At 73.0% G+C, this 23,779-nt stretch carries 27 protein-coding genes; 11 read left to right on the top strand and 16 right to left on the bottom strand.

Features of this window, described 5'->3' with window-relative positions:
* Position 1 precedes the first annotated feature (1 nt).
* On the top strand, positions 2-1,396 hold the full coding sequence (locus ACIBK1_RS13240) for a polysaccharide biosynthesis tyrosine autokinase (RefSeq protein WP_051761531.1): 1,395 nt from the start codon (positions 2-4) through the stop codon (positions 1,394-1,396).
* 72 nt (positions 1,397-1,468) lie between these two features.
* Here ACIBK1_RS13240 and ACIBK1_RS13235 read toward each other — a convergent pair whose 3' ends face one another.
* The 3 genes from ACIBK1_RS13235 to ACIBK1_RS13225 form a co-directional block, all read right to left on the bottom strand.
* Positions 1,469-2,062 (bottom strand): arsenate reductase/protein-tyrosine-phosphatase family protein, encoded by a 594-nt coding sequence (locus ACIBK1_RS13235; RefSeq protein WP_030507211.1) that lies wholly within the window; start codon positions 2,060-2,062, stop codon positions 1,469-1,471.
* A gap of 85 nt (positions 2,063-2,147) precedes the next feature.
* The gene (locus tag ACIBK1_RS13230) at positions 2,148-3,911 is read right to left on the bottom strand and encodes a DUF4012 domain-containing protein (protein ID WP_396734655.1); all 1,764 of its coding nucleotides are present in this window, start codon (positions 3,909-3,911) and stop codon (positions 2,148-2,150) included.
* Positions 3,901-4,623 carry a hypothetical protein gene (locus ACIBK1_RS13225; protein WP_030507213.1) on the bottom strand — a complete coding sequence of 241 codons (723 nt, stop codon included), beginning with the start codon at positions 4,621-4,623 and terminating at the stop codon, positions 3,901-3,903. Before ACIBK1_RS13225 ends, ACIBK1_RS13230 begins: the two co-directional genes overlap by 11 nt.
* Positions 4,624-4,889: 266 nt before the next feature.
* Here ACIBK1_RS13225 and ACIBK1_RS13220 point away from each other — a divergent pair, with 266 nt between their 5' ends.
* The 3 genes from ACIBK1_RS13220 (at position 4,890) to ACIBK1_RS13210 (ending at position 6,429) form a co-directional block, all read left to right on the top strand.
* Positions 4,890-5,522, top strand: coding sequence for a class E sortase (locus tag ACIBK1_RS13220; protein ID WP_030507214.1), 633 nt, complete (start codon positions 4,890-4,892; stop codon positions 5,520-5,522).
* A 16-nt stretch (positions 5,523-5,538) separates the two neighbouring features.
* Positions 5,539-5,679, top strand: coding sequence for a hypothetical protein (locus ACIBK1_RS13215; RefSeq protein ID WP_167769271.1), 141 nt, complete (start codon positions 5,539-5,541; stop codon positions 5,677-5,679).
* A gap of 144 nt (positions 5,680-5,823) precedes the next feature.
* Positions 5,824-6,429, top strand: coding sequence for a snapalysin family zinc-dependent metalloprotease (locus tag ACIBK1_RS13210; RefSeq protein WP_396734650.1), 606 nt, complete (start codon positions 5,824-5,826; stop codon positions 6,427-6,429).
* 111 nt (positions 6,430-6,540) lie between these two features.
* Here the strand turns inward: ACIBK1_RS13210 and mshC are convergent, their stop codons facing one another.
* The 6 genes from mshC to ACIBK1_RS13180 form a co-directional block, all read right to left on the bottom strand.
* Complete coding sequence (gene mshC / locus ACIBK1_RS13205; protein ID WP_030507216.1) at positions 6,541-7,752, bottom strand: cysteine--1-D-myo-inosityl 2-amino-2-deoxy-alpha-D-glucopyranoside ligase; 1,212 nt, start codon at positions 7,750-7,752, stop codon at positions 6,541-6,543.
* A gap of 10 nt (positions 7,753-7,762) precedes the next feature.
* The gene (locus tag ACIBK1_RS13200; RefSeq protein WP_051761532.1) at positions 7,763-8,542 is read right to left on the bottom strand and encodes an NRDE family protein; all 780 of its coding nucleotides are present in this window, start codon (positions 8,540-8,542) and stop codon (positions 7,763-7,765) included.
* 79 nt (positions 8,543-8,621) lie between these two features.
* A complete protein-coding gene (locus tag ACIBK1_RS13195; RefSeq protein ID WP_030507218.1) occupies positions 8,622-9,383 on the bottom strand; it encodes an SCO1664 family protein in 762 nt (253 codons plus the stop codon).
* A gap of 67 nt (positions 9,384-9,450) precedes the next feature.
* Positions 9,451-10,023 (bottom strand): DUF3090 domain-containing protein, encoded by a 573-nt coding sequence (locus tag ACIBK1_RS13190; protein WP_030507219.1) that lies wholly within the window; start codon positions 10,021-10,023, stop codon positions 9,451-9,453.
* A 9-nt stretch (positions 10,024-10,032) separates the two neighbouring features.
* Complete coding sequence (locus ACIBK1_RS13185) at positions 10,033-10,734, bottom strand: histidine phosphatase family protein (RefSeq protein ID WP_030507220.1); 702 nt, start codon at positions 10,732-10,734, stop codon at positions 10,033-10,035.
* Positions 10,731-11,549 (bottom strand): undecaprenyl-diphosphate phosphatase, encoded by an 819-nt coding sequence (locus tag ACIBK1_RS13180; RefSeq protein WP_030507221.1) that lies wholly within the window; start codon positions 11,547-11,549, stop codon positions 10,731-10,733. The genes ACIBK1_RS13185 and ACIBK1_RS13180 overlap by 4 nt, the downstream gene beginning before the upstream one ends.
* 35 nt (positions 11,550-11,584) lie before the next feature.
* Between ACIBK1_RS13180 and ACIBK1_RS13175 the strand changes: the two genes are divergently transcribed.
* From ACIBK1_RS13175 to ACIBK1_RS13165, 3 genes are all read left to right on the top strand, one after another.
* Positions 11,585-12,523: an aldo/keto reductase gene (locus ACIBK1_RS13175; protein ID WP_030507222.1), complete on the top strand. Its 939-nt coding sequence runs from the start codon at positions 11,585-11,587 to the stop codon at positions 12,521-12,523.
* Positions 12,524-12,674: 151 nt separating this feature from the next.
* The gene (locus ACIBK1_RS13170; protein ID WP_396734644.1) at positions 12,675-13,724 is read left to right on the top strand and encodes a hypothetical protein; all 1,050 of its coding nucleotides are present in this window, start codon (positions 12,675-12,677) and stop codon (positions 13,722-13,724) included.
* A gap of 154 nt (positions 13,725-13,878) precedes the next feature.
* Entirely contained in the window at positions 13,879-14,526 is a 648-nt protein-coding gene (locus tag ACIBK1_RS13165) for a DUF2690 domain-containing protein (protein ID WP_396734641.1), read from the top strand.
* Between the two features lie 149 nt (positions 14,527-14,675).
* Here the strand turns inward: ACIBK1_RS13165 and ACIBK1_RS13160 are convergent, their stop codons facing one another.
* The 3 genes from ACIBK1_RS13160 to fabG form a co-directional block, all read right to left on the bottom strand.
* Positions 14,676-15,590: a helix-turn-helix domain-containing protein gene (locus ACIBK1_RS13160; RefSeq protein WP_396734638.1), complete on the bottom strand. Its 915-nt coding sequence runs from the start codon at positions 15,588-15,590 to the stop codon at positions 14,676-14,678.
* 235 nt (positions 15,591-15,825) lie between these two features.
* Complete coding sequence (fabI, locus tag ACIBK1_RS13155) at positions 15,826-16,590, bottom strand: enoyl-ACP reductase FabI (protein WP_030507226.1); 765 nt, start codon at positions 16,588-16,590, stop codon at positions 15,826-15,828.
* 29 nt (positions 16,591-16,619) lie between these two features.
* The gene (fabG, locus tag ACIBK1_RS13150; RefSeq protein WP_396724317.1) at positions 16,620-17,324 is read right to left on the bottom strand and encodes a 3-oxoacyl-[acyl-carrier-protein] reductase; all 705 of its coding nucleotides are present in this window, start codon (positions 17,322-17,324) and stop codon (positions 16,620-16,622) included.
* A 77-nt stretch (positions 17,325-17,401) separates the two neighbouring features.
* Here fabG and ACIBK1_RS13145 point away from each other — a divergent pair, with 77 nt between their 5' ends.
* On the top strand, positions 17,402-18,898 hold the full coding sequence (locus ACIBK1_RS13145; protein ID WP_396734635.1) for a TldD/PmbA family protein: 1,497 nt from the start codon (positions 17,402-17,404) through the stop codon (positions 18,896-18,898).
* Complete coding sequence (locus ACIBK1_RS13140) at positions 18,895-20,277, top strand: metallopeptidase TldD-related protein (protein ID WP_030507229.1); 1,383 nt, start codon at positions 18,895-18,897, stop codon at positions 20,275-20,277. The genes ACIBK1_RS13145 and ACIBK1_RS13140 overlap by 4 nt, the downstream gene beginning before the upstream one ends.
* A 79-nt stretch (positions 20,278-20,356) precedes the next feature.
* On the opposite strand, the gene ACIBK1_RS13135 is transcribed toward ACIBK1_RS13140, so the two are convergent.
* Positions 20,357-20,572: a dodecin gene (locus ACIBK1_RS13135; RefSeq protein ID WP_030507230.1), complete on the bottom strand. Its 216-nt coding sequence runs from the start codon at positions 20,570-20,572 to the stop codon at positions 20,357-20,359.
* Positions 20,573-20,659: 87 nt separating this feature from the next.
* Here ACIBK1_RS13135 and ACIBK1_RS13130 point away from each other — a divergent pair, with 87 nt between their 5' ends.
* The gene (locus ACIBK1_RS13130; RefSeq protein ID WP_036405835.1) at positions 20,660-20,983 is read left to right on the top strand and encodes a DUF3099 domain-containing protein; all 324 of its coding nucleotides are present in this window, start codon (positions 20,660-20,662) and stop codon (positions 20,981-20,983) included.
* 291 nt (positions 20,984-21,274) lie between these two features.
* Here the strand turns inward: ACIBK1_RS13130 and ACIBK1_RS13125 are convergent, their stop codons facing one another.
* The 3 genes from ACIBK1_RS13125 to moaA all read right to left on the bottom strand — a co-directional run bounded on the left by ACIBK1_RS13125 (position 21,275) and on the right by moaA (position 23,256).
* A complete protein-coding gene (locus ACIBK1_RS13125) occupies positions 21,275-21,571 on the bottom strand; it encodes a DUF6457 domain-containing protein (protein WP_051761562.1) in 297 nt (98 codons plus the stop codon).
* Positions 21,572-21,582: 11 nt separating this feature from the next.
* Positions 21,583-22,203, bottom strand: coding sequence for a molybdenum cofactor guanylyltransferase (mobA, locus tag ACIBK1_RS13120; protein WP_051761534.1), 621 nt, complete (start codon positions 22,201-22,203; stop codon positions 21,583-21,585).
* 63 nt (positions 22,204-22,266) lie between these two features.
* Positions 22,267-23,256, bottom strand: coding sequence for a GTP 3',8-cyclase MoaA (moaA, locus tag ACIBK1_RS13115; protein WP_030507234.1), 990 nt, complete (start codon positions 23,254-23,256; stop codon positions 22,267-22,269).
* A gap of 169 nt (positions 23,257-23,425) precedes the next feature.
* Between moaA and ACIBK1_RS13110 the strand changes: the two genes are divergently transcribed.
* Positions 23,426-23,758 carry a cupin domain-containing protein gene (locus tag ACIBK1_RS13110; RefSeq protein ID WP_030507235.1) on the top strand — a complete coding sequence of 111 codons (333 nt, stop codon included), beginning with the start codon at positions 23,426-23,428 and terminating at the stop codon, positions 23,756-23,758.
* The last annotated feature ends 21 nt before the right edge of the window (positions 23,759-23,779 follow it).

The raw sequence follows: 23,779 nt of genomic DNA, 5'->3' as shown, positions 1-23,779 counted from the left end.
CATGGAACTGATCTATTACGCGCGGCTGATGCGCAGATACTGGCCGCTCCTGCTGCTGTCCGTGCTGGCGGGAGTGGGGACCGCCCACGTCGTGACCATCAACACCCCGCCCAGGTATCTCGCGTCGATCACGATGCTGGTGTCCGCCGACACCAGCGAGGGCGGTCTTTCGACCGCGCTCCAGGCGGGGGCGCTGTCCCAGCAGCGGGTCCAGTCGTACGCCACCCTGCTGACCAGCCGCCAGGTGGTCGGCCGGATCGCCCGCGGGGAGGACGTCGACGATCTGCAGGCCAGGATCACGGCCGGTGCCGTCCCCGACACCACGCTGCTGCGGGCCACGGTCGCCGACAGCGTCCCGGCCCGGGCGGCCGCCCGGGCGAACGCGCTGGGCGCCGCGTTCGCCCAGCTCATCGACAAGATCGAGCGGCCCACGCCGAAGAGCCCGCCCACGATCCGGGTCACGGTCGTCGACGGGGCCGAGGTCCCCAAGGAGCCGGTCGCCCCGCAGCCCCTGACCGACATGGCACTCGGCGCGCTCATCGCGCTGTTCGCCGTCATCGCCGGCCTCGTCCTGCGCGACCGCCTCGACACCACCGTCAAGACCGCCGAGACGCTGCAGCAGGTCGCCAGGAGTTCGATCCTCGGGGTCATCGGCTACGAACGGGACGCCAAGCGGCATCCGCTGATCCTGCGCGACCGGGGCCGTTCGTCGCGAGGGGAGGCGTTCCGGTCGTTGCGGACGAACCTCCAGTTCATCGGTGTCGACAGGCAGCCCCGGTCGCTCGTCGTGACCAGTTGCCTGCCGGGCGAAGGCAAGTCGTCCACGTCCGCCAACCTCGCGATCACCATGGCTCAGGCGGGGTGGCGGGTGGTCCTGGTCGACGCCGACCTGCGGCGCCCGAGCGTCCCCCGCTACCTCGGCATCGAGGGCGGCACCGGGCTCACCGACGTGCTCATCGAGCGGGCACGGCTGCACGACGTCATCCAGACGTGGGGGCAGCCGGGCCTTTCCGTGCTGCCCAGCGGCCGGATCCCGCCGAACCCCAGCGAGCTGCTCGGCTCGCGGGGCATGCGCTCGGTGCTCGCCCAGCTCACCGAGGAGTACGACATGGTGATCATCGACGCGCCGCCGCTGCTGCCCGTCACCGACGCCGCCGCCCTCGGCGCGATCTGCGACGGCGCGCTGCTCGTCGTGCGGCACGGCAGGACCCGGCGCGAGCAGGTGCTGCGGGCCGGCGAGCTGCTGTCATCGATCAACGCTCGCCTCGTCGGCACGGTGTTGAACTTCGTGCCCGCCAAGCACGGCTCCTACTACGGCTACGGCTACGGCTACGACTCGGCGGCGCAGGAGACCATGCCGGAGACGCCGCAGGCCCAGGCGCCGATGCCGGTGTAGCGGACGAACCACCTGCGTGGGGCCGCGTCGTGTGACGCGGCCCCACGCATGCGTGCCCGGCGACCGGCGGCGTCAGGCCGACGTGTGCGTCAGCAGGCGGATCGGGACGGCGAGCGCGTCCGCGATGCGGCGGGCCGCCTCCCGGTAGGCCCTGCGGGGGCCTCCGTAGGGGTCGGCGATGTCGGGCCGCTCCACCCGGACCAGCCCGCGCAGCGCTCCGGCCTCCTCCAGCAGGGCCCGCGCCCGGCGCGCGGGATCCCCGTGGCTCAGCACCCTGCCGGGCGGAACCGCGTGGGCCAGCGCGCCGAACTCGGCGATCGTGAACGCGCGCGCGGCCGCATGTGGATGCAGGGCCACCGCCGCGGCGCGGTGCTCGGACGAGGCCGCCAGCACGAGATCGGCGCGGGCGACCGCCTCGGCGGTGAGCGTACGTGAGGCGAATCCCTCCGGGTCTCCACCCAGCCGCAGCAGCACCTCGCGCGCCCGCTCCGCCATCGGCCACCCCGTCCGCGCGTGCGTCCCCGCGCTGCCCACGAGGATCGGCGAGTCCGGTCCAAGCGCGGCCAGAGTCAGCCGCTCGGCCATGGCCGACCTGCAGATGTTCCCCGTGCACACGAACAGGACGCGGAAGGTCCCCGAGCCCTCCGGGGTATGCGTACGGTCCATGGGCGGGACGCTAGGCCGAGCCCGGCGCGCCGCCGCTCGCGGCACGCCGGGCTTTAACGGTTCCTGCCGGTTCCCCTCGAAGTGCTCAGGATCCGCAGCCCCTGCTGTCGGCCGTCACCAGCGTCCGCTGCGGGCGGACGAGCGGCTGCACGGGCACCGCGGGGACCGCCGCCGAGTACGGCTCGACCAGGTCGACATCCAGCGTCCTCGACTGGCCGGGAGCGAACTCCAGGACCTTGGAGTAGACGGGATGGGACCGCTCGGTCTCCGCGTAGTACGAGATCGGCCGCCCGTCGAGGCGCATTGCCGCCGCCTTGGCCCCGACCGGGCCGTACAGCGACACCCACAGCAGGTTGGAACCGGCGGCGTGCGGGTGCCCGCGGTCGTCGAACCGCCCGGTGACGTACGCGGGCAGCGGCCCGCGCGGCGCGTCGTTGGTCAGCCGGATCCGCACCCTGGAGGTGCGCATCCCGTCCGGGCGGCACGGGCCGAGCTCGTAGGTGACCGAGCGGTCCAGGTAGTAGTCGAGCTTGGTACCGGCCGAGTTGTTCACCACCAGTCCGGCGTACGGCCCGCGCCGCTCGGGCAGCACCCCGCCGAGCGGGGTGGCCGCCAGGCGGCGCTGCTCGTCCTCGGCGCGGCTCCAGACGGTGAGCCGGCGCTCGCTCACCATGCGGGAGAAGGCCGGCAGCAGTCGTGTGGGCCGGTCCAGCGCGCCGGTCAGCGCTTCGCTGACTGCACCGGCGATCCTGATCAGGTACTTCTTGCGCTCCGCCGGGTCCGGATAGCGGGCGTAGGCCTCCCGCTCGGTCAGGCCGACGACGTTGCCGGCCGTCACCGTCTCGCCGCCCGGGAGCTTCACCGGCCCGATCGCGCCGAGGATGTAGGAGAGGCCGACCGGATCGGTCGCGATGGCCCCGTCGAGTTCCTGGCCGGTCTGGCGGCGCCACAGCCCGGTCCAGGTGGCCGCGGCGTAGGGGAAGTGCGGGGACAGGTTGGACACCGACAGTGTCGTGGTCGCGCCCCGTCCGTACCGGGAGGCGAAGGCGGAGCCGAAGTCGGCGACCGGCTTGGTGCCGCCCGCCATGCCGGTGTTGGCGGACAACCGGGCGACGGACACCCTGCCTCCTTCGGCCTTCAGGACGCCGAACGCGCCGACGAGGCCACCGGTGCCGCGGGCCTCGGCGTTGGTCTCGAACGCCAGGAAGTAGCGGCGGGGACCGTCGCGGCCCAGCATGGGCGGCAGGAGCGCGGCCGCGTCCGCCCCCTGGCGCAGCAAGCCGTGCAGCCGGGCCGCCTCGCGGAGGACGGTTTCGCGTGCTCCGTCCAGAGCGGCCAGCCCCGTGGACGCCGGGGTGCCCGCCACGCGTGACCTCGCGGCGTCCACGCGGGTGGCGCCGTCGCGCAGCACGGGCGCCATCGCGTCGAGGGCGGCCAGAGCGGGTCGCAGGTCCCCCGGCGCCCGTGCGCTCGCGGACAGCAGCGGCGCGGCCGCGCGCTCCACCCGGGTCAGCACGTCGGTGACGTCCGCGACGGACGCGGCCAGCCCCCGGGTCGTGGCCGCGCCGTCGCCCACCACCGGAAGGCGGGTGAGCAGCGCCCAGTACAGACCGCCGGTCAGCCGCCGCGCCTCCGCCGCGTGGGCGTGTGCCTCGGCGAGCGTCGCGGCGGCGGTCCGGGCCGACTCGATGCCGCCAGGCCGCAGCCGGAGCAGGGCGGCCCGCGTCGCCTCCAGATGGTCGCGCACGCTCAGCCCGAGGTGGGCCGCCCAGCCCCCGGCCAGCACGAGGCCGAGGGCCAGCGACGGCAGGCCGACGAGGGCCAGCCGGCGATTTCTCCTACTCGGCACCGCTCGACCGGCGGCGTCGCGCGGAGACGAGGGTGCAGCCCAGAGCGACGGCCAGCAGGCCGGCGCCCGCGGCGGCCACGCCCACCGGCGCACCCGTGAACGGCAGCTGACCGCCCGCCGGGCCGCCGGCGACCGGTGCGGGACCGCCCCCGCCCATGGTCTCCTCAGGGCCCATGCCGGGCGGCGCCTCCTCCTCGAAGCTCTCCTCCTCCGGCGCCTCCTCCTCGGAGGTCTCCTCCTCGGGGAACTCCTCCGACTCCTCCTCGCCGGGCTCGGCCTCCTCGGCGGCCCCCGCCGGAGCTTCCTGAGCGGACTGCACCGCGTTCTGCACCGGCAGGACGCCGCCGTTGCCGCCCGCGCCGACGGGCGCGACCACGGGCTGCGTGTTGCCGTTGTTGGTGTCGGTGTTCGTGTAGGTCTGCGGCCAGTTCCAGCCCTGCCAGTTCTGCTGCGGCCAGAACCAGCCGTTGTTGTTGCAGTTGTTGCCCTCGCAGACGGTCTGCGGCTCCGTCTGCTCGTTGTTCTGGATTACCGGCTGCACCCTGGGTTCCACGACGTTCTCCACCGTGATGGGCCTTGGCGGATAGACGCCGTCGCCCGAAGGCAGCACGGTGAAGCCGACAGACTGCGCCGCCGCGGCCCCGGGCATCCCGAGGGCCAGGCCGCCGGCGACCGCCGCCGCCAGGAAAATAGGTATTTTGGTTCGCGCCACTTGGACTCCCGATAACGGCCGCTCGATTAATTGAGCTTTTTGCCCGGATTGCCAGCGATATTTCGCTGCTCGACTGTTATATGCGCCGGGCGAAGAGCCGCTCCATCACGGCGCACGGTGCTTACCGAAGGATCGTCCAGGTTTTCGCTTCGTTGACCACAGCCGAACAGCGGTGCCAAAGAGTTCGCCAACGCCCCCCGTGAGACCGCCGCCGGTGGACGCCGGACGGCCATACTCGATCCGTGCGCGGAGCAGAGGACGGAGCCGTGAGAGCGGTCACGCGGGTCATCGGCGAACTGTGCCTGCCGGTGGGGCTGGTCCTGCTGCTCTTCTACGCGTACCTGCTGTGGGGCACCGGCGCGGAGACCGAGCGGGAGCAGGAGGTCCTGCAGCGACGGCTCGGCGAGGTCTTCGCCAGGCACGACGGGCACCCGGGCTCAGGCACGGGTCCGGTACGGCTCGGCGACGCGCTGGCGCTGCTGCACATCCCGCGGCTGGGCGCGCACTACCGGTTCGCCGTCGTCGAGGGCGTCGGCCCGGCGGAGCTGCGCAAGGGCCCCGGCCACTACCCCGGGACGGCGCTGCCCGGCCAGCTGGGCAACTTCGTGCTCTCGGGCCACCGCACCACCTACGCCGCGCCGTTCAACCGGATCGACCAGCTGCGGCTCGGCGACGACATCGTGGTGGACGCGCGGGACGCCCGCTACACCTACGAGGTGACGCGCAAGGAGGTCGTCGACCCCGGCGAGGTCGACGTCGTCGATCCCGTCCCCGGTCATCCCGGGCGGCGGCCCACGACCGCGGTCATGACGATGACCACCTGCCACCCCAAGTTCTCCGCGGCGCAGCGCCTGATCGTCCAGAGCGTGCTCGTGCGCCGCGAGGAACGCCAGGACTGACCGAGGGAGATCCGGCGTGTACCGATTCCTCTGGCGGCGGCTGCCCGGCGGCACCGCGCTCCGGCTGGCCGTCGTGCTGCTGCTGACCGGCGGCGCCGTGGCCGCGCTGTGGTACGTCGTGTTCCCCTGGCTGGCGCCGCGGGTGCCGATCGGATAGCGACGCCTGCCATATCACGAAAGTAGGGGAAAACTGGCCTGTCCCCCGCCGCACCCGCCCGGCGTACGTTGGCGGGTGCCTGACCCGAGTCCCCCCGATCACCGGTGCGCCTCGCGGTGGTCGTCCCCGACCGAGGAGACCCCGATGCGAATGTCCCCGACGCACACGGCACGGTTCCTCCGCGCCGTCTCGGCCCTGCTCCTGGGACTGGCCGTGCTGTGCACCGCGTCGCCGGCCGGGGCGGCCGCACCGGCCGGCGGATCGGCGGCGAGCGCCGTGCGCGTGCTGCGGTACGACGCGAGCCGCGCCGCCGAGTTCCGGGCGGTGATGGACCAGGCGGCACAGGTCTGGAACGCCGACGTCGCCAACGTCAGGCTGGTCGCGGGCACGCCCGCCGACTTCGTGGTGCTCGCCGACAACGGCTGGCCCCGGACGAGCGTCACCCGGCTGGGCCGGGGCACCATCTGGATGGGCAGGGAGGCGACCGCCGAGGGCTACTACCCCCTGCGCATCGCCACCCATGAGATCGGCCACATCCTCGGCCTGCCCGACCGGCGCACCGGCCTGTGCACCGACCTGATGTCCGGTCACAGCGCCCCGGTGAGCTGCACCAACGCCAACCCGAGCGCCGCGGAGCGCCGCGCGGTCGACGCGAACTTCGCCGGCTCCGCCCTCGCCGCCGCCGAGCGCACCGGCCGGCTCTTCGTCGACCGCGCGGACGCCGCCGGCGATCTGGTCCCCGCACCGTAAGGACCTCCGGGGATCCCGGACCCGAGGACGCCGTTCGCAGGGCGCCGTTCGGTTCCGTGAAACGCGGTTCGGTGAAACGCGGTGACGTGAGCGCGGCTCAGAGGGCGCGGCTCAGAGGGCGACACCGAGGAGCGCGTCGGCGACGTCGCGCACCAGCGCCGGAGCGGAGGCGTCGTCGCCCTCCTCCGCCGCCCAGGCGTCGATCGCCGCGAGCGCGCCCGGGGCGTCGAGATCGTCGGCGAGGCGCTCGCGCACCGCCGCCAGCACCGCGGCGCCCGCGGGGCCCGCCGGGCGGGCCACTGAGGCCCGCCACCGCGCCAGCCTCTCCTCGGCCGCGGCGAGCTGGTCCGATGTCCACTCCCAGTCCGCGCGGTAGTGGTGCGCCAGCAGGGCCAGCCGGATGGCCATGGGGTCGGCGGTCTGCCGCAGCCTGGAGACGAACACGAGGTTGCCCCTGGACTTCGACATCTTCTCGCCGTCCAGGCCGACCATGCCCGCGTGGACGTACGCCCGCGCGAACGGCCACTCGCCGGTGGCCACGTGGCCCTCGCAGGCGCCCATCTCGTGGTGGGGGAAGATCAGGTCCGAGCCACCCCCGGCGACGTCGAAGCCGCTGCCCAGGTTGCGCAGGGCGATGGCGGTGCACTCGATGTGCCAGCCGGGCCTGCCTCGGCCGAACGGCGACTCCCAGGACGGCTCTCCCGGGCGTTCCGCCCGCCACAGCAGCCAGTCGAGCGGATGGCGCTTGCCCTCCCTAGCGGGGTCGCCCCCGCGCTCGCCGAACAGCTCCAGCATGGTCTCCTCGGAGTAGCCCGAGACCGCGCCGAACTTGGGCGCGGACGCGACCGAGAAGTAGACGTCCCCGTCGATCTCGTACGTGGCGCCGCGCTCGGCCAGCCCGGTGATCAGGTCGGCGATCTCCCCGACGGTCTCGGTGACTCCGACGTACTCCCGGGGCGGCAGGATGCGCAGCGCCTCCATGTCGGAGCGGAACAGCTCGATCTCGCGCTCGCCCAGGGAGCGCCAGTCGGTCCCGGTCGCCTCGGCCCGCTCCAGCAGGGGGTCGTCCACGTCGGTGGCGTTCTGGGTGTAGTGCACGTCGTGGCCGGCGTCCCGCCACACCCGGTTGACCAGGTCGAAGGCGAGGTAGGTGTTGGCGTGGCCGAGATGGGTGGCGTCGTACGGCGTGATGCCGCAGACGTAGAGCCGGGCCTCGCCGGAGGGGGCCGTCTCCCGCACCTCGCGGGCGGCGGTGTCGTACAGACGGAGCATGAGGCCCGAACCGGGCAGCCTGGGGACATTCGGAGCAGACCACGATCGCATGGTGTGAAGCCTATCCGCGCCGCCGGCGGACCCGGTCAGCCGGTGCGCCCCACGAGGTGTCGATCTCGTGCCAGGTGGCGGGGTCGTCCGGCTGGGGGCAGAAGTCGTAGCGCAGCCCCTGCTCCGCGACGGCGACCAGCGTGACCGAGAGGCTGGCGAAGACCCGCCCGTCCGGCAGCCGCCGCCGCATGATCAGCGCGCGGGGGTCGTCCCAGGGCACCCCGGCGCCCGAGGCGGGATCGAGCCACTCCCCCCAGAACCGCTCGGGCGAGCCCCCCGTGGTCCACCCGGGCCGGGCGGCCCTGGCGAAGCGGGGCCGGAACCAGGCGGTGCGCGGCTGACTCTCGTCGCGGTCCCAGCCCGTGTTCACGATCACGTGCACGCCCTCGGGCAGCTTCTCCTCGGTCAGGGACCTGCCGTCCCAGCTCCACAGCCGTACGCCGTCGAGCCCGCCGAGGACGAGATGAAAAGGGTCATACCACGACAAATCGAGCGCCGGAAACTCTCCCGCGGCGGCGGCGAGAAGCGGCAGCTCGCCGCGCGAGTGACGCCTGCCCGCCGGGGCCGCGACGCCGTCGCCGTTGAGCAGCGCGGCCACCCGCAGCCCGGCGGGGTCGGCGGCCAGCCAAGTGCCGCCCGCCTCGAGGTCACGGCCTCCGATCAGGCCGGGGTACGCGGGCCAGTGCCGGTCCGGCGACATCCACGGCCGCGTGACGAACTCGTCACGCACTCCCGCCAGGAGCACAGGCGTGCCGGCCTCCGGCTCGACGCTCACGATGACCGTACACAATGCGTGTTCCCTCCAAAAACGGTAGAGACCCCTGCAGAGTGCACAATTCGCACGTTTTGCGCAAGCCTGTCTCGGTAGATCAAATCGGGGGCCACGGAATCGCCGGCCAGTCCTCGGACGGGTGCGGGTGGACCCCCGTGGCCAGCAGCCTCTTGACCCGCTCCCACGTGGCCTCCACCTCGGCCTGGGTCAGCAGCTCGCGCAGGCGCCGGCCGAGGCGCCCCCGCTCGATCTCGCGCTCCAGCCGCACCAGCACGTTGACCGCCTCACGCGGGAGCGTCTTGCCGCGCCACTGCCACAGCACGGTGCGCAGCTTGTCCTCCACCGCGAAGCAGACCCCGTGGTCGACCCCGTACACGTGCCCGTCGGGCAGCGGCAGCAGATGGCCGCCCTTGCGGTCGGCGTTGTTCACCACGGCGTCGAACACGGCCATGCGGCGCAGGGCGGGGTTGCGGCTGCGCATCAGGGCCATCAGGTCGGTCTCGGGATCGGCGTCGATCCACAGCTGCACCATCCCGGGGCCGAAGGGACCGTCCCGATAGACGGTCGGCGGGACGATGCGCCATCCGGTGGCGGCCGCCACCTCGTATGCGGCCACCTCACGGGCCGCCAGCGTGCCGTCGGGGAAGTCCCACAGGGGACGCTCCCCGCGCACCGGCTTGTACACGCACGCCGCCGCGTGCTCGCCGTTCCTGATGGAGCAGTAGAGCGTCATGTTCGTGGCCTCGACGAGTCGTCCCGCCACTTCTAAGGTGCCCTCCCGCAGCAGGCTCATGGCCGCCGCGTCGTCCAGCCCCGGCCCGTCCACGTCGTTGATGCTCGCCTCGCCCTCGGCCGTCATCCGGTTCCTCGCCCGCGCGGCGCGAGGACGCCCTGCCACCCGTTCACACCGCGCCACATGCCGCGCCTCATGCCGACAGTCCTCCGGGGTGGTGGCCGTTGAGGCGGACGCAGATGTGGCCCTCGGGGTCGAGGGGCCGGCCGCACAGCGGGCACGGCGGGCGGCCCGCGGCGACCACCTCCAGCGCCCGGCGGCTGAACGCGCGGGCGGCGGCGGCGCTGATCCGCACCCTGAGGACGGCGGGCTCGGGCCGGTCGTCCAGCGGCGGCTCCTCGTCCTCCTCGTCGTCGCCCTCGGTGGCCTCCTGCGCCTCGATGATCACCTGCGCGGTCTCGGGATCCCAGGCCAGCGCCATCGTGCCCACGCGGAAGTCCTCGTCGATCGGCAGGTCGAGCGGGCCCTGGTCGGCCAGCTCCGTGGGGGCCATGGCCGGGACCGGCGCGCGCCCGCCGCTGCGCCGCAGCACCTCGTCGAGAAGCTCGTCGAGGCGGTCGGCCAGCACGGCGACCTGGAACTTCTCAAGCGCCACCGTGGTGATCCTGCCCTGGCCTCGGGCCTGCAGGAAGAAGGCTCGCGCGCCCGGTTGCCCCACGGCACCGGCCACGAACCTGTCAGGCGGATCGTAGTCGAAGACCGGCATAGCCCGACCTTATGTGGTCCCGGGTCCGCCGCCGACGGCGGCATCGCTTCCGGTGATGGTTTCTCCCCCGTCTTCGTCCTCCGACACCTCCGGCGGGGGCACCAGGTTGGCCACTCCCCCGCCCACGTCGTTGGCCCTGAGCAGGAAGGGACGCAGGGGGGTGTAGCGGATCACCGTGACGGACGCGGGGTCGGCCGTGATCCGCTGGAACTGGTCCAGGTGGAGGCCCATCGCGTCGGCCACGATCGCCTTGATGACGTCCCCGTGGCTGCAGACCAGATAGGTGGCCTTCTCGCCGAGCCGCTCGTTCCAGTCGCGTACGGCCCGCACGGCCCGGTTCTGCACCTCCGCCAGAGCCTCGCCGCCGGGGAAGACCGCCGCGCTCGGATGGGCCTGCACCACCCGCCACAGCGGCTCCTCGGCGAGCTCCTTCAGCGGCCTGCCCGTCCAGTCGCCGTAGCCGCACTCGCCGAACCTGTCGTCGGTCTGCACCGAGACGGGGCGGCCCTGCGCGATGGCGGCGGCGGTCTCCAGGCACCGGTCCAGCGGGCTGGACACGACGGCGTCCAGCTCCAGGGGCGCGAGCCGTTCCGCCACGGCGCGCGCCTGCTCCCGGCCGCGCTCGTCGAGGTGGACCCCGGGGGTCCAGCCGGCCAGCACGGGGCCGGTCATCGCGGTGAGGCCGTGCCGTACGAGGAGGACGGTCGTCATGACTGCACCACTCCGAGGGCCAGCAGGGTGAGGAGGAACGTTCCGGCGAAGACGCGGTAGACGACGAAGACGATGGTCGAGTGGCGCGCCACGTAGCGCAGCAGCCAGGCGATCGAGGCGTACCCGACGACGAACGACACGACGGTCGCGATCAGGGTCGGCACGACCGGGGGCCCGCCGCCGTCGCCGACGTGCCGCAGCTCGAACAGCCCCGAGAGGATCACCGCCGGGATCGACAGCAGGAAGGAGTAGCGGGCGGCCGCCTCGCGCGTGTAGCCGAGGAACATCGCGCCGGTCATCGTCGAGCCCGAGCGGGAGGCGCCGGGGATCAGCGGCAGCATCTGCCAGGCGCCGACGATCAGGCCGTCGCGCATGTTGAGGTCGGCGACCTCCTTCTTCTTTCGGCCCATCTGATCGGCCACGAGCAGCAGCAGGCCGAAGACGATGAGCATGACCGCGTTCAACCACAGGTTGCGGGCCGGGCCCTCGATCGCGTCCTTGAACAGCAGGCCGGCGACGCCGATCGGGATCGTACCCAGGCCGATGTACCACCCCATGCGCGCGTCCAGGTCGCCGCGCAGCTCCGGCGTCCAGAGGCTGCGCAGCCAGGCCCAGGTGATCCGGACGATGTCTCGCCAGAAGTAGATGAGCACCGCGAGCATGGTGCCGAGCTGGATCACCGCGGTGAACGGCGCACCGGGGTCGCCCCATCCGGCCAGCTTGGGCACGATCAGCAGGTGGGCCGAGCTGGAGATGGGCAGGAACTCGGTGAGGCCCTGCACGAGCCCGAGCACGATCGCCTGTAGTACGTCCATGGTGCGGACAGCCTATCGGCTAGTCTGTCCGCACCATGGACCAGCGACTAGTCGGGCGCAGCGGTCTGTCGGTGTCCAGGATCGGGCTCGGCACGATGACCTGGGCCCGCGACACCTCCGCCGAGGAGGCGACGGCGCAACTCACCGCCTTCGCCGAGGCCGGCGGCACGCTGATCGACACCGCCGACGTGTACGGCGGCGGCGACGCCGAGCGCCTGATCGGCCGGCTCATCCGCGACGTGGTGCCGCGCTCGGAGCTGGTCATCGCCACCAAGGCCGTGCTCACCCCCGGCGGCGAGCGCGACGCCTCCCGCCGTCACCTCATCCGCGCGCTCGACGCCTCCCTCGCCCGGCTCGGCCTGGAGGAGGTCGACCTGTGGCAGCTCCACGCGTTCGACCCCCGGGTGCCGCTGGAGGAGACGCTCGCCGCCGTCGACTACGCCGTCTCCACCGGGCGTACGGCCTACGCGGGCGTGTGCAACTACACGGGCTGGCAGCTCGCCGCCGCCGCCACATGGCAGCGGTGCGGCGACTCGCGGGCCCCGATCGCCGCGGCGCAGGTGGAGTACTCCCTGCTGGCCAGGGACGCCGAGGAGGAACTGCTTCCGGCCGCCGGGCACGTGGGCGCCGGGGTCCTCGCCTGGTCGCCGCTGGGACGCGGCGTGCTGACCGGGAAGTACCGCACCGGCATCCCCGCCGACTCCCGCGCCGCCACTCCGCACTTCGCCGAGTTCGTCCGGCCGTACCTCGACGAACGGTGCCGCAGCATCGTGGAGTCGGTGACCACGGCGGCCGAGGGGCTCGGCGCGTCACCGCTCGCCGTGGCGCTCGCCTGGGTGCGCGACCGCCCGGGCGTGTCGTCGGCGATCGTCGGCGCGCGCACGCACGCGCAGTTGCTCGGCGTGTTGCAGGCCGAGAAGCTCACCCTGCCGTGGGAGATCCGCGAGGCCCTGGACGACGTCTCCGACCCCTGACCGCCGCGCCGGGCGTGCGAGGCGAACGAGAATCGTCCTCACGTATCACACATCGATACCGAACTGCAACTTTCTACTGCATAACCCCGCGCTCGGGCGAAGAGTGGCGGGTATGTCGGGGGATGGACCAGAGCACTGCGGAAGGGGACACATGGGGATCGTAGGCAAGGCCTCCGCGATCTCCGCCGGGGCTCTCGCGATCACCCTGGCCGGAGGCCTCCCTCTCGCCGCATCCCCGGCACAGGCGTTCGACTGCACAGGAGGCGGCGGCCTGGTCTCGGGCATCACCGGCGGCGTCTGCTCCCTGGTGAACGGCGTGGGCGGACTGGCCGACGGCGTCACCGACGTCGCGGACAAGGCCACCGGCGGCCTGACGGCGCCGGTCACGAAGACCGTGGACGACACCGTGAAGACGACCACCGACGCCGCGGGCACGGCGGTGAACGACGTCGGAAAGGCGGTCGACACGGCCGGCCGGACGCTCACCGGTGCGACGGACACCGCGTCCGGAGCGGCGAGATCGGCGGACACCGCGGGCGGAGCGACGGGCGCGGTGAGCGGCGTGAAGGAAGCGGTGAGCGGCGCGGCGGAAGCAGTGGACGGAGCGGCGGACGCGCTGACGGGCGGCGGATCCGGAGCCACGCACAGCCCTGCCCCGAGCGTCCAGAAGCTCACCGACGGGCTGACCCGCGCGGTCGAGGACACCTGCCTGCCTCTGGTCGCGGGCGAGGGCTGCGCGTCCCACGAGAGCGACGAGGGCGCGAGGAGCGCCGGGAAGACGGGGGCGGCCGGCAAGAAGACGACACGGCCCAAGGCCTCCATGACGCCCGAGGGCACCCTTTCTCCCGAGCCCTACCGGCCGCGTCTCGTCGCGGCGCGCGACGACGCGCTGGAGACGGGCCGCGCGGCGAAGGTGGACCCGGACGAGGACGGCGTGATCCCCCTCCTCTGGCCCGGGCAGAAGATGCCCGAGCTGCCGGAGCTGCACGGCGACCCCACGGGCGCGCGCACGCGGGCCCATAGGTCGTACGACGCGGCGGGAACGGCGCTCACCGCGGTTCTGCTGCTCTCGGCGCTGCTCGCCACCCGCGTGGTCTCGGCTCGGCGGGCCCGCGCGGGACAGCAGGAGCCGAACGAGTCGATCCCCTTCGAGGGCGGCCTGCGGCTGCCGGGGAAGGCCGGGCGCCACCGGCTCGCCTGAGGGCGACGTTGGCGCACCGGCTCGATCTGCGCCGTGCCGATTTGATGGGTTGATGCGAACCCTGGCCGGACGATCGCGCATCAACTTCGGGCCGGGTTATCCATGCCGTGGTGGCACCGACAGGTGCCCGGGACCACGGAAGGATCAGCTCGGGATGAGATGGAGCATCGCCCTCAGGGCGCTTGCCGCCCCGGCGGCGGCGGCCGTCGTGCTGACGACGACGGCGACCGGCGCGGCCGCCGGATCGGGAGACGGGCCGGGGCTGGGGTCGGGGTCGGCGTCCGGATCGGGGTCGGTGTCCGGATCGGCGTCCAGGTCGGCGTCGGGCCGGACCGGCGCGGTGCGGCCCGACGACATTCCGCGCGGCGGGACCGCCAAGCTCCCGCCCCGCGTCTCCGACACGCTGTGCGACCGGGGGAGGAAGAGCGCGCAGACGTGTGACGGGACCGACCCGATCGCGAGCCGCTGCGCCGGCGGGGCGTACACCGTGGTGAGTTCGCCGCTCTGGTATCACGACGGCCGCGGACGGGCCACGCGGCCCGCCGGAGCCACCGTCGAGTTGCGGTACTCCCCTCGGTGCGGGACCAACTGGTCGCGGATCACGCTCGACAAGGGGCGCAGCGCGCCCGTGCGGGTTCTCGTGTGCCGGGGCGAGGGCTCCGGCGACTGCACCGAGACCTACGCGACCCGCGGTGGCACCGCGTACTCCGACCAGCTCTACGCGAAGGACGTGGAGGCGACGGCGTACGCGCTGTGTTGCGGCGCCTGGCCGGACATCGCCTCCGCCTGGGCCCGGGGCTGAACCGGCCGCGGGCCGGCGGTCCCGCGGCCGCGCCCCGCCCGGCGCGGGGGCAGCGGGCGCGGGAACGGGGACGGTGGACGGGGACGGGGACGGTGGACGGGAGGCCGCGGGACCAGCGCGCGGCGACCTGGTGAGCGGAACGTGCGAGGTCATCCCGCGCAGCGGGTTCTCGCGTGGGGGCCTTCCCCCTGCTCGGTGACCACCCATCCCTCCACCCAGACGCATCCGCGCGCGAGGGAGAGCATGTCCCCGTAGGCGCCCGGCGGCGTGTTGTTCTGCCATTGGGAACGCACCTGGGCGTTGTCCGCCGGACGATGCGCGGCGAGCCACACCGTGTAGAGCCGGGGATTGTCGAAGTACGCCGAGGCCCAGGCCGTGTCGCAGTCGGGACTGCGCCGCAGCCGTAGCGTCCCGAAGCGGGTGCCGTCGGGCAGGTTCAGCGAGACGGCGTCGAGCGTGTCGATCCTCTCGAGGTCGCGCCCGCACCCCCGGGCCCGGGGGTCGTCGCCGTCCATGTCCTCGGCCCGGCTCACGTCCCCCGCCCGGTCGATGACGTGCTGGTTGCTGGAGATCCAGCCGGGCGCGAGGTCCACGCCGCGCGCGGCGGCGCCCAGCGCCACTCCGCCGGCGACCACGACGACGACCACGGCCACGAGCAGGCGCCCGCGCCGCCGCACCCAGCCCGCGAGGCCGCCGCGCCCCGCCCCCGCCTCAGGCCCGGCGTCCGGCCCTGCATCAGGACCGCCGGCGCGCCCGCCGCCGTCTTCGGCGGGTACCGGCGGTTCCTCCGCTCGCCCCGAGATCTCCTCGCTGACCCGATGCCAGCGCCGCGCCCACGCGTCCTCGTCGCCTCCGCAGGCCCGTACGAAGGCGAGGGTGACCTCCAGGCTCGGGAAGACGCGGCCGCCCGCGGCCCGCGACAGCACCGTGGCCGAGTAGTGCGCCCTCTCCGAGAGGGCCCGGTAGGTGGGTGACCCGGCATCCTCGCGCAGCCGCCGCAGCGCGACGGCGAACGCCTGCACAGGCCCTTCCTCCGGGCTGAGGTCGCGCTCTGGTCGTCCCATGGTCCCCACACGAGTTCGACGGCCACGTCGCCGCGGGCGACGCCGTCCGAGGCGTACGGGGACGGGGGAGCCCGGGCATCACGCTCGTGCCTGACGGCTCATGCCGACTGCGGAGAACCGCGAGCGTCAGACACGCCCAGATGCTAAGCGCAGCGACGGGCCGCGGCAAGATTCGCCGGCCGCGGCCCGTGAGCCCGCCTGATGCGGGAGGCGGGATGTCGTGCGCAGGGTGTCGTCAGGCGCCCATCGCGTGCACGCCGCCGTCGACGTGGACGATCTCACCGGTGGTGGCGGGGAACCAGTCGGACAGCAGCGCGACGCACGCCTTCGCGGCGGGGCCGGTGTCGGCCAGGTCCCAGCCGAGCGGCGCGCGCTCCGGCCAGGAGTCCTCGAACTCCTTGAACCCGGGGATGCTCTTGGCCGCCATCGTGCGCAGCGGGCCGGCGGCGACGAGGTTGACCCGGATGCCGTGCGCGCCCAGGTCGCGGGCGAGGTAGCGCGAGCACGACTCCAGCCCGGCCTTGGCCACGCCCATCCAGTCGTAGACCGGCCACGCCTTGGTCGCGTCGAAGTCCAGGCCGACGATCGAGCCGCCCTCCTTCATCAGCGGCAGGCACGCGACGGCGAGCGACTTGAACGAATACGTCGAGACGTGGACCGCCGTGGCGACGTCCTCCCAGGAGGTGTTGAGGAAGTTGCCGCCCAGGCAGGACTGCGGGGCGAACCCGATCGAGTGGACGATCCCGTCCAGCCCGTCGATGTGCGCGCCGACGCGGTCGGCGAGCGTGTCGAGGTGCTCGTTGTTCTGGACGTCCAGCTCGATCACCGGCGGCGGCTCGGGCAGCCGCTTGGCGATGCGCTCGACCAGGCTGAGGCGGCCGAAGCCGGTCAGCACGACCTGGGCGCCCTCCTCCTGGGCCAGCTTCGCCACGTTGAAGGCGATCGACGCGTCGGTGAGGACGCCGGTGACCAGCAGTCGCTTCCCGTCCAGCAAACCCATGTCCAGCTCCAGTCAGTCGGGTGTCCGGCTCAGTGGCCCATGCCGAGGCCGCCGTCGACGGGGATGACCGCCCCGGTGATGTAGGAGGCGTCGTCGCTCGCCAGGAACCTGACGACCCGGGCGATCTCCTCGGTCTGCGCCTGCCGCCCGAGCGGGATGCTCTTGCGGATCTGCTCCTGCTGCGCCTCGTCGAGCACCGCGGTCATGTCGGTCTCCACGAACCCCGGCGCGACCACGTTGACCGTGATGCCGCGCGAGCCGAGCTCGCGGGCCAGCGACCGGCCGAAGCCGACCAGGCCGGCCTTGGAGGCGGCGTAGTTGGTCTGACCGGCCGAACCGGACAGGCCGACGACGGAGGAGATCAGGATGATCCTCCCGCGCCGCAGGCGCAGCATGGGCCGCACGGCCCGCTTGGCGACGCGGTAGGCGCCGGTCAGGTTCGTGTCGATGACGTCGGTGAAGGTCTCCTCCTTCATCATCGGCAGCAGCGTGTCCTTGGTGATCCCCGCGTTGGCGATGACGACCTCGACCGGGCCGTGCTCGGCCTCGGCCTTCTCGAAGGCGGCGTCGACGTCGGCGGAGCTCGTCACGTCGCAGCGAACTCCGAACAGCCCCTCGGGGGGCTCGCCGGAACGGTAGGTGACGGCGACGGCGTCTCCCGCGGCGGCGAGCTCGCGGGCGATCGCGAGGCCGATGCCGCGATTTCCGCCGGTGACGAGAACAGAGCGAACCATGCGACCGACCGTATCGGCTACTTGGGGGTAGTCCACTTGTCCGCAGGGCACAAGATCACAGGGTTAGGATCGTGGACATGCGCCAGATCGACCCCGACTTCCTCGCCCTGCCGCTGCGGCGGCTGGCGGACGCGGCCCTGCAGCGCGCCCGTGACCTGGGAGCCGAGCACGCCTCGTTCCGGCTCGAACGTGTGCGCGCCGAGACGCTGCGCCTGTTCAACGCCCGGCTCGAGGGGTCCTCGGACGCCGACGACCTCGGCTTCGCCGTACGGGTGATCAAGGACGGCACCTGGGGCTTCGCGTCCGGGATCGAGCTGACCCCGGAGGCGGCGGTCCTGGCGGCCGAGGAGGCCGTGCGGGTGGCGGCGGTCAGCGCGCCCATCAACCGCGAGCCGGTGGAGCTCGCCCCCGAGCCGGTGTACGACGACGTGACCTGGGTGTCGGCCTACGAGGTCGACCCGTTCGACGTGCCGCTGCCGGACAAGGCGGCGCTGCTCGCGGAGTGGTCGTCCGGCCTGCTCGGCAGGGTCGACCACGTCTCTGCCTCGCTCATGCAGGTCAAGGAGCAGAAGTTCTACGCCGACACGGCGGGCACGGTCACCACGCAGCAGCGCGTGCGGCTGCACCCCGTGCTGACCGCGATGCGGGCCGACGGCGACCGGTTCGACGACATGCGCACGCTGGCCCCGCCGGTCGGCCGGGGGTACGAGTACCTGACGGGCACCGGCTGGGACTTCCCCGCCGAGCTGGCCGAGATCCCCGACCTGCTCGACGAGAAGCTCAAGGCGCCCTCGGTCGAGGCCGGGCCGTACGACCTGGTGATCGACCCGTCGAACCTGTGGCTGACGATCCACGAGTCGATCGGCCACGCGACCGAGCTGGACCGGGCGCTCGGCTACGAGGCGGCTTACGCCGGCACCTCCTTCGCCACCTTCGACCAGCTCGGCAGCCTGCGCTACGGCTCGCCCGTGATGAACGTGACCGGCGACCGCACGGTCGAGCACGGCCTGGCCACCGTCGGCTGGGACGACGAGGGCGTGGCCGGTCAGTCGTTCGACATCGTCCGCGAGGGCACGCTGGCCGGCTACCAGCTCGACCGCCGGATGGCGCTGCTGAAGGGCCTCGGGCGGTCGAACGGCTGCGCGTTCGCCGACTCCCCCGGCCACGTGCCGATCCAGCGGATGGCCAACGTGTCGCTCCAGCCCGCCGCCGGCGGCCCCTCCACCGACGAGCTGATCTCCCGGGTCGGGCGCGGGATCTACGTCGTCGGCGACAAGAGCTGGTCGATCGACATGCAGCGATACAACTTCCAGTTCACGGCGCAGAGGTTTTACAAGATCGAGAACGGCCGCCTGGCCGGGCAGCTGCGCGACGTGGCCTACCAGGCGACCACGACGGACTTCTGGCGCTCCATGGAGGCCGTCGGCGGCCCGGAGACCTACGTGCTCGGCGGCGCCTTCAACTGCGGCAAGGGCCAGCCGGGCCAGGTCGCGCCGGTCAGTCACGGCGCTCCGGCGGCCCTGTTCCGCGGCGTACGGATTCTCAACACCGTCCAGGAGGGTGGCAGCAAGTGAGCGACCGGGTGACCACACCGCAGGAGACGGTGGAGCGGGCGCTCGCGCTGAGCGAGGCCGACGGCTGCGTCGTCATCGTGGACGAGGGCTCGACCGCCAACCTGCGCTTCGCCGGCAACACGCTGACGACCAACGGGGTCGCGCGCTCCTCCCGGCTCACGGTGATCTCCGTCGTGGGCGCCGGGGTGGGGGTCGTCTCGCGCTCCGCCGTACGGGCCGGCCAGCTGGCCGACGTGGTGGCCGCGGCGGACCGCGCCGCGCGGGAGGCCCGGCCGTCGGAGGACGCCCGTCCCCTGGTGGAGGGCGCCGCCGGGGAGGGCTGGGAACGCCCGGTGGAGCCGACCTCCATCGACGTGTTCGGGGGGTTCGCGCCCGCGCTCGGCGAGGCGTTCGCCGCCGCCGACGCCTCGGGACGCAGGCTGTACGGCTTCGCCGAGCACAGCATGACCTCGACGTTCGTCGGCTCGTCCACCGGCCTGCGGCTGCGTCACGACCAGCCGACCGGGCGGCTCGAACTCAACGCCAAGTCCACGGACATGACGCGCTCGGCGTGGACGGGCGTGGCCACCCGTGACTTCACCGACGTGGACGTGGCCGCCCTGGACGAGACGCTCACCCGGCGGCTCGACTGGGCCAAGCGGCGGATCAGCCTGGAGCCGGGCCGCTACGAGACGCTCCTGCCGCCGACGGCGGTCTCCGACCTGATGATCTACCTCTACTGGTCGGCCGGCGCGCGGGACGCCGCCGACGGCCGCACAGTGTTCTCCCGGCCCGGCGGCGGCACCCGTGTGGGCGAGCGGCTCTCGACGCTGCCGATCTCCCTCCACAGCGAACCGGCGCGGGCCGGCGTCGAGTGCACGCCGTTCGTCGTCGCGCACGCCTCCAGCCGGGAGCAGTCGGTCTTCGACAACGGCCTGCCGCTGGACCACACCGAGTGGATCAGCGACGGCACGCTGGCCAACCTCGTGCAGACCAGGCACTCCGCCGAGCTGACCGGGCTCGCCGCCACGCCGCAGATCGACAACCTGATCATGACAGGACCGGAGGGCGGCCGCTCGCTGGAGGAGATGATCGCCTCGACCGAGCGGGGCCTGCTGCTGACCTGCCTGTGGTACATCCGCGAGGTCGACCCGCAGTCGCTGCTCCTGACCGGCCTGACCAGGGACGGCGTCTACCTGGTCGAGAACGGCGAGGTCGTGGGCGAGGTCAACAACTTCCGGTTCAACGAGTCGCCGGTCGACCTGCTCGGCCGCCTCAGCGAGGTTGGCCCGAGCGAGCAGACGCTCCCGCGCGAGTGGAACGACTGGTTCACCCGCGCCGTCATGCCGCCGGTCCGGGTGCCCGACTTCAACATGTCGACGGTCAGCCAGGCCAGCTAGGAAACGGTCACCACGCGCGGGTTCCAGCCGGGGCCCGGCACCGGCCGTCGCGGGCGCCGAGCGCTCGCGAACACCGGTCCTATTCGGCGTCCTCGAGGCGGAAGCCGACTTTCATGCCGACCTGGAAATGGGCCACCTCGCCGTCCTCGATGTGCCCGCGCACCTCGGTCACCTCGAACCAGTCGAGATGCCGCAGCGTCTGGGCGGCCCGCCTGACGCCGTTGCGGATCGCCTGGTCGACGCTCTCCGCCGAGGTGCCCACTATCTCGGTCACCCGATAGGTCCGGTCCGACATCACGTCCTCCTGCCTGCGCGTCTCTCGCGTGATCGTATCGCCGTGCGGGCGTCACCCCCGCCTCCCTCGGGGTCTACCGTGGAAATCGTGAATCCATGGCGCAGGTTGCGAAAAGACCGCCCGGTCGTTCACCAGGTGACGGACGCTCAGCCGTCGCTGACCGACGACGTGCGCAAGCGGGAGATCAGCTACCTCATCAAGATGGGCATCCGGCTCGTGTGCCTCATTCTGGCCGTGGCGGTGCCGGCCCCGTGGCCCGTCAAGGCCCTGTTCGTCGGTGGGGCCGTTCTTTTGCCATACCTTGCCGTTATCGGGGCCAATCAGAGAGGTCACGAGCCTCCTCCACCCCCCGACTTGACCTCGTCTAACCAAAACGAGATACCACGCCATCGACGCGAGATCGGGTCGTGACAAAGTCTTGACGCAACCCATGGGTTGGAGGTGTACAGTTTAGCCAAGCGCTCTGGTCCCCCGTCGGAGCGCTGGTGCCGGCGTTCCGGGCCCCCGTCGGAACGCCGATGAAGCGGCGCCGGGTGGTTTGCCCCCGTAACCACCCGGCGTCGCCCTTTTTCCACAGAGTTCACACGGGCCTCACGGACCGGCCGTCGAGGTCGTCCCCGGTGGGGACGGCCCTTCCGCCGAACGGCCCCCGGCGCCCGCCCTTCCCCTCCATGCGGCGCGCCGGGGCCGTGGAAGCCGGTGTCAGGAGTCGGACGCGTCAGCAGCCGCGCGCGTCTCCGCGTTCGCCCCCGTGTCCGTCTCCGTGTTCGCCCCCGCCCAGTCCTTCGCCATCCGGGACAGCCGCTCCACCACATCCGGCGGCGCGGTGCCGGCCCCCTGCGCCAGCCCCATCAGGTAGGCGGTCAGCGGGGCGGCGGGCCGCGCCACTCCGTGCGCCACATCCCTGGTCAGGTCGAGCACCGCGGTCCTGTCCACCCGGGCGGGATCGATGCCCAGCTCGCGGCAGACCAGGGCCGTCCATTCCTCCAGCACGTTCACGCGCTCTCCCTTCACCCGCGCCCTCCGGCCCGCTCGCGGGCCGCGCGGAGATCGTCGACGGTGTCGCAATCGAACCACGGCGGGGTCTCTCCCGGCGCCACCGGCGGGCGTACGGGCACCGGCCCCAGCGGGCCGAGCAGCCCGCGCAGCGACCGCCCCTCGTACGTGCCGAGCGCGTCCTTCAGAGCGGCCGTACGCCACGCACCGGTGAGCCACTGCTCACGGCCCCCGTCGTCCACGAGCACCGCCCCCGCGCCGTCCTCGGGCACGGCCGCCAGGAGCGCCCTGACGTGACCGGCGACGACGAACGGCAGGTCGGCCGCGAGCAGGACGACCAGCGGGGACGTCACCTCGGCGAGCCCGGCGCGCAGCGCCGGCACCGGCCCGCCGCCCGGCGGGTCCTCACGGGTGAACAGCACGCCCGGCATGTCCCTGGGCGGGCCCACCACGACCACCGCGCGGGCGTCGCCGACCGCCGCCGCCACCCGCTCGACGAGAGGCAGCCCGCCGACGAGCGCACCCGGCTTGTCCGCCCCGCCGAGCCGCTCGGCCCGGCCGCCCGCCAGGATCACGGCGTCGTACGGCGGCGGGCAGGCCGCCTCACCGGCGCCGGCTTCGGAACGGGGACGCACGGGTGCTCCCTGGACTCCCTCTCGCGGCTCTCTCGGACTCTCTCGGGCTCTCCGGTGGCTCCGTCAGCCGCCGATGGCCGACATCGGGCGGGCCGGCTGGAGGAACGCGGGGTCGTCGATGCCGTGCCCGGCCTTCTTTCCCCGCACCGCCGCGACCCACCGCGCCGCCAGCTCCTCGTCCGTGGCGCCCGAGCGCAGCGCCGTACGCAGGTCGGACTCCTCTGTGGCGAACAGGCAGTTGCGGACCTGGCCGTCGGCGGTGATGCGGACGCGGTCGCAGGCGCCGCAGAACGGCCGGGTGACCGAGCCGATCACGCCCACCCGGTGCGGGCCGCCGTCCACCAGGAAGAGCTCGGCGGGTGCGCTGCCCCGCTCGCGCGGGTCGTCCTCGGTGAGGTCGAAGGAGTCCTTCAGCAGGCCGAGGATCTCGTCGGCCGTGATCATGTCGTCGCGGCGCCAGCCGTGCTGGGCGTCGAGCGGCATCTGCTCGATGAAGCGCAGCTCGTATCCCTGGTCGAGGCAGTAGCGCAGCAGCGGCGCGGCCTCGTGCTCGTTGACGCCGCGCATCAGCACCGCGTTGACCTTGACCGGCGTGAGGCCCGCCGCGGTGGCCGCGGCGAGCCCGTCCAGCACGTCGCGGAGCCGGTCGCGGTGCGCCAGCCGGACGAACACGTCGCGGTCCAGCGTGTCCAGCGAGACGTTGACGCGGTCGAGACCGGCCCGCGCGAGGGGCTCCGCGAGGCGGGTCAGGCCGATGCCGTTGGTCGTCAGCGACACCTGGGGACGCGGGCGCAGCGCGGCGGTCGCGGCCACGATCTCGGGGAGCTCCCGCCGCAGCAGCGGCTCGCCACCGGTGAAGCGGACCTCCCGGATGCCGAGCCGCTCCACGCCGATCGTCACCAGGCGGACGATCTCCTCGCCGGTGAGCAGCTCGGGCTTGGGCAGCCAGTCGAGGCCCTCGGGCGGCATGCAGTACGCGCACCGCAGGTTGCACCGGTCGGTCAGCGACACCCTCAAATCGGTCGCGACCCGGCCGAACGAGTCAACCAGCACGAGAGGACCTCCAACCCCAGAGAGCCTCAAGCCTAAGCCCTGCCGTCACGATGACGACAACCTCGGTCGTCCCTGCGTGATTCCCCCACTCCGGACGGAACGCATCCGTCTCCGGCGCGGCCATCTCCCTTCCCGGACGACGGGCGCGGCGCGGGGCAGACTGATGGGCATGGAGCCGATCTCTCTCGACACGCGTGCCAGGGAACTACTCGAACGCGCCGCCACCGCCTCCAGCGGGCGCGCGGCCGACACCGTGCACGGCGGCCACGCGCAGGCGCTGCGCCAGACGCTGCTCGCTCTCATGGCCGGGACCGGCCTCGCCGAGCACGAGAGCCCGGGTGAGGCGACCCTTCTGGTGCTGCACGGTCATGTACGGCTGAGCAGCGGCGACGCCTCCTGGGAAGGGCGCTCCGGCGACCTGCTGACCATCCCGGACGCACGGCACGCGCTCGACGCCGTGGGGGACAGCGCGGTCCTGCTCACCGTCGTCAAACGCCCCTGAGCGCGGGCCGCGGACGGAAAC

It is taken from the genome of Microbispora rosea (assembly GCF_044460045.1).
Taxonomy (GTDB): Bacteria; Actinomycetota; Actinomycetes; order Streptosporangiales; family Streptosporangiaceae; genus Microbispora; species Microbispora rosea.
The sequence above is the reverse complement of the archived record's forward strand: the minus strand, read 5'-3'. Positions and strand labels throughout refer to the sequence as shown.

Coding starts and splice junctions, on each gene's coding strand:
- ACIBK1_RS13240 (WP_051761531.1), top strand. CDS start 2: ATGGAACTGATCTATTACGCGCGGCTGATGCGCAGATACTGGCCGCTC.
- ACIBK1_RS13235 (WP_030507211.1), bottom strand. CDS start 2,062: ATGGACCGTACGCATACCCCGGAGGGCTCGGGGACCTTCCGCGTCCTG.
- ACIBK1_RS13210 (WP_396734650.1), top strand. CDS start 5,824: ATGCGAATGTCCCCGACGCACACGGCACGGTTCCTCCGCGCCGTCTCG.
- mshC (WP_030507216.1), bottom strand. CDS start 7,752: ATGCGATCGTGGTCTGCTCCGAATGTCCCCAGGCTGCCCGGTTCGGGC.
- ACIBK1_RS13195 (WP_030507218.1), bottom strand. CDS start 9,383: ATGACGGCCGAGGGCGAGGCGAGCATCAACGACGTGGACGGGCCGGGG.
- ACIBK1_RS13190 (WP_030507219.1), bottom strand. CDS start 10,023: ATGCCGGTCTTCGACTACGATCCGCCTGACAGGTTCGTGGCCGGTGCC.
- ACIBK1_RS13185 (WP_030507220.1), bottom strand. CDS start 10,734: ATGACGACCGTCCTCCTCGTACGGCACGGCCTCACCGCGATGACCGGC.
- ACIBK1_RS13180 (WP_030507221.1), bottom strand. CDS start 11,549: ATGGACGTACTACAGGCGATCGTGCTCGGGCTCGTGCAGGGCCTCACC.
- ACIBK1_RS13175 (WP_030507222.1), top strand. CDS start 11,585: ATGGACCAGCGACTAGTCGGGCGCAGCGGTCTGTCGGTGTCCAGGATC.
- ACIBK1_RS13170 (WP_396734644.1), top strand. CDS start 12,675: ATGGGGATCGTAGGCAAGGCCTCCGCGATCTCCGCCGGGGCTCTCGCG.
- ACIBK1_RS13165 (WP_396734641.1), top strand. CDS start 13,879: ATGAGATGGAGCATCGCCCTCAGGGCGCTTGCCGCCCCGGCGGCGGCG.
- ACIBK1_RS13160 (WP_396734638.1), bottom strand. CDS start 15,590: ATGGGACGACCAGAGCGCGACCTCAGCCCGGAGGAAGGGCCTGTGCAG.
- fabI (WP_030507226.1), bottom strand. CDS start 16,590: ATGGGTTTGCTGGACGGGAAGCGACTGCTGGTCACCGGCGTCCTCACC.
- fabG (WP_396724317.1), bottom strand. CDS start 17,324: ATGGTTCGCTCTGTTCTCGTCACCGGCGGAAATCGCGGCATCGGCCTC.
- ACIBK1_RS13145 (WP_396734635.1), top strand. CDS start 17,402: ATGCGCCAGATCGACCCCGACTTCCTCGCCCTGCCGCTGCGGCGGCTG.
- ACIBK1_RS13135 (WP_030507230.1), bottom strand. CDS start 20,572: ATGTCGGACCGGACCTATCGGGTGACCGAGATAGTGGGCACCTCGGCG.
- ACIBK1_RS13110 (WP_030507235.1), top strand. CDS start 23,426: ATGGAGCCGATCTCTCTCGACACGCGTGCCAGGGAACTACTCGAACGC.